The organism is Rubrivivax gelatinosus (assembly GCF_016583785.1).
Lineage (GTDB): Bacteria > Pseudomonadota > Gammaproteobacteria > Burkholderiales > Burkholderiaceae_C > Rubrivivax > Rubrivivax gelatinosus_B.
The window spans coordinates 1-3569 of the sequence record NZ_NRRU01000190.1; the positions used below are offsets into that span (position 1 = coordinate 1).

The 3569-nt window shown below is 71.3% G+C and carries 2 protein-coding genes and 1 pseudogene; 2 read left to right on the forward strand and 1 reads right to left on the reverse strand.

Features of this window, described 5'->3' with window-relative positions; all coding sequences use genetic code 11:
* Together CKO43_RS25125 and CKO43_RS25130 are read left to right on the forward strand one after the other, a co-directional pair.
* A partial coding sequence (locus tag CKO43_RS25125) for a pyridoxal-phosphate dependent enzyme (protein WP_242481401.1) occupies positions 1 to 1386 on the forward strand: 1386 nt, incomplete at its 5' end.
* A gap of 7 nt (positions 1387 to 1393) precedes the next feature.
* The gene (locus CKO43_RS25130; RefSeq protein WP_200380378.1) at positions 1394 to 2581 is read left to right on the forward strand and encodes a trans-sulfuration enzyme family protein; all 1188 of its coding nucleotides are present in this window, start codon (positions 1394 to 1396) and stop codon (positions 2579 to 2581) included.
* A 241-nt stretch (positions 2582 to 2822) separates the two neighbouring features.
* Here CKO43_RS25130 and CKO43_RS25135 read toward each other — a convergent pair.
* Positions 2823 to 3569: pseudogene (locus tag CKO43_RS25135) on the reverse strand (hypothetical protein); the annotation flags it as partial.

Sequence of the window (3569 nt, forward strand, 5' to 3'; positions counted from 1 at the left end):
CCCCGCCCCGGCCGCGACCGCGCGTCGCGCCCCGCCGTTCTCGACCTCATCGGCAACACGCCGCTGGTGCGCGTTTCGCGCCTGGACACCGGCTGCTGCACGCTGTTCCTGAAACTGGAGTCGCAGAACCCGGGCGGCTCGATCAAGGACCGCATCGGCGTCGCGATGATCGAGGCCGCCGAGCGCGACGGCCGGCTCCAGCCCGGCGGCACCGTCGTCGAAGCCACCGCCGGCAACACCGGCCTGGGGCTGGCGCTGGTGGCGCGCGCCAAGGGCTACAAGGTGGTGCTCGTCGTGCCCGACAAGATGGCGACCGAGAAGGTGCTGCACCTGAAGGCGCTGGGCGCGACGGTGCACGTGACACGCTCCGACGTCGGCAAGGGCCACCCCGAGTACTACCAGGACCTGGCCGCACGCATCGCCGCCGGCATCCCGGGCTCGTATTTCGCCGACCAGTTCAACAACCCCGCCAACCCGCTGGCGCACGAGACCGGAACCGGCCCCGAGATCTGGGCCCAGACGGGGCACGAGCTGGATGCCATCGTCGTCGGCGTCGGCTCCTCTGGCACGCTGACCGGGCTGTCGCGCTACTTCCGCAAGGTGCAGCCCGAGCTCGAGTTCGTGCTCGCCGACCCGGTGGGCTCCATCCTCGCCGACTACGTCAAGTCCGGCGTCGTCGGCAACGCCGGCTCTTGGGCGGTCGAAGGCATAGGCGAGGACTTCATCCCGGCAATCGCCGACTTCAGCTCGGTGAAGTCGGCGTTTTCCATCCCCGACGAAGAGAGCTTCGCCGCCGCGCGCGAGCTGCTGCGCCGCGAAGGCATCTCCGGCGGCTCGTCCACCGGCACCCTGCTGGCCGCGGCGCTGCGCTGGTGCCACCAGCAGACCACGCCCAAACGTGTGCTGACCATCGTCTGCGACACCGGCACGCGCTACCTGTCCAAGGTCTACAACGACCAGTGGATGATCGACCAGGGCCTGCTGGCGCGGCCACGTTTCGGCGACCTGCGCGACCTGATCTCGCGCCGCTTTGAAGACGGCGGCGTCGTCAGCGTCGGCCCCGAGGACACGCTGCTGATCGCCTTCCAGCGCATGCGCCTGGCCGAGGTCTCGCAGCTGCCGGTGCTCGACGGCGAACGCCTGGTCGGCGTGCTCGACGAATCCGACCTGCTGCTGGCCGCCCAGGCCGACGCCGAAGCCCTGCGCCGGCCGGTGCGCAGCGCGATGAGCGACGCGCTGCAGACGCTGCCGGCGTCGGCGCCGCTGGCCGAGCTGCGTGCGGTGCTGGCGCGCGGCCTGGTGGCCATCATCGCCGACGACCGCGGCTTTCACGGCCTCGTCACCCGCTTCGACCTGCTGAACCACCTGCGGCGCCAGCTCGCCTGAACCCCCGATGAGCACAGACCGAGACCCGAAGCGCGAACTCGCGTTCGCCACCCGCACCATCCACGGCGGCCAGTCGCCCGACCCCTCGACCGGCGCGATCATGCAGCCGATCTACGCCACCTCCACCTACGTGCAGAGCAGCCCCGGCGTGCACAAAGGCCTGGACTACGGGCGTTCGCACAACCCGACACGCTGGGCCTGGGAGCGCGCCGTCGCCGACCTCGAAGGCGGCGAGCAGGCCTGCGCCTTCGCCAGCGGGCTGGCGGCGATCGCCACCGTGCTGGAACTGCTGCCGGCCGGCTCGCACGTGATCAGCGGCGACGACGTCTACGGCGGCAGCTTCCGCCTGTTCGACAAGGTGCGCCGCCACAGCGCCGGGCTCAGCTTCAGCTACGTCGACCTGCGCGACCCCGAGGCGCTGCGCGCGGCGATCACACCGCAGACGCGGCTGCTGTGGGTGGAGACGCCGACGAACCCGCTGCTCAAGCTCGCCGACCTGCGGGCGCTCGCGGCCATCGCCCACGAACACGGCCTGCTGGCCGCCGCCGACAACACTTTCGCCAGCCCCTTCAACCAGCGCCCGCTGGAGCTGGGTTTCGACATCGTCGTGCACTCGGCGACCAAGTACCTGAACGGCCACAGCGACGTCATCGGCGGCGTCGCCGTCGTCGGCCGCGGCGAGGCGCTGGCGCCGGTGCGCGAGCGCCTGGCTTTCCTGCAGAACGCGGTCGGCGCGATTGCCGGGCCTTTCGACAGCTTCCTGGCGCTGCGCGGCGTGAAGACGCTGGCACTGCGGGTCGAGCGCCACAACCACAACGCGCTGGAACTGGCGCGCTGGCTGGAGGAGCAGCCGCAGGTGGCGCGGGTGCACTACCCCGGCCTGCCCTCGCACCCGCAGCACGAGCTGGCGCGGCGCCAGATGCACGGCTTCGGCGGCATGATCTCGCTGGACCTGGCGACCGACCTGGCCGGCTCGCGCCGCTTCCTGGAAGCGGTGCGCATCTTCGCGCTCGCCGAGAGCCTGGGCGGCGTCGAGAGCCTGATAGAGCACCCGGCGATCATGACCCACGCGACGATCCCGGCCGAGACACGCGCGGCGCTGGGCATAGGCGACAGCCTGGTGCGGCTGTCGGTGGGCATCGAGGACCTGGAAGACCTGCGCGCCGACCTGGCGCAGGCGCTGGCCACGATCTGAGGCCGGCGCGCGTCCCGGACAAAAGAGACCCTGCCGCCGTTGCCGGGGGCAGGGTCAAGTCACCGGGTTGCCCCCGGAGCCCACGATTGAGACGAGGAGAGAGCCGATGCGAATCGGCAACTCGACCTTAGTCGCCGTGCCACCGCGGGCCAACGAAGTTCGGCGCATGAGGTTCTGAGGGTCCGGCCGGGCCACCTGGCTGCCCTTGGCAACCGGCGCGGCCGCACCGCCCAGGCTCAGCTCACGGCAGCGTCACCCTGATCAGCTGGCCGTCCGAGATCAGCACCAGTTGTTTGATGCCGACCGCGGTGAAGCCCAGGCCGCCGCTGCCCGGGCCCAGCAGCGGATCGCTGCCCAAGGTTAGCCGTGCACCGACGCGCACCAGCACCGTCAACGCACCGCTGGTCGGGTCCAGGCTCGCCAGGTCGCCCTGTTCGGACATGACGTAGATCGTCCCCGCCGGGTCGACGGTCAGCCGCCGCGCCAGCGTGGGCAGCGTGCTGACGCTGCCGTCGGCTGCGACGCGGCGCACCGTCGGCGTCGTGTTCCGGCCGCCGTCGAGCAACCAGAGCGTGCCGTCCGGCGCCCTCGACAGATCGAGCGGCAGGGTGAAGCGGGCCGCGGTGGCGGCACCGTCCACCGTGCCGCGCTGTCCCAGCACCCCGGCGTAGGTGCTGACGTTGCCGGCAGCGTCGATGCGGCGGATGGCGTAGTTCTGCGAATCCGACGCGTACAGGTCGCCGTTCGCCGCCCGGGCCAGGCCCGCCACGTTGGAAAAACGTGCGCTGGCCGCCGGGCCGTCCACCGCGCCCCCGCTACTGGTTCCGTCCGAAGGCTGCGCAGCCGCACCGGCGAGCGTTCGTGCGCGGCGGCTCGAGTCGATGGCGCGGATGTTGAACGCGTCGGAAAAGTAGATCACGCCGTTCGGGTCCACGATCAGGGCTTGATTGGCGGCCCAGGCGTCGGCGGCGCTGCCAATGCCGTCGAA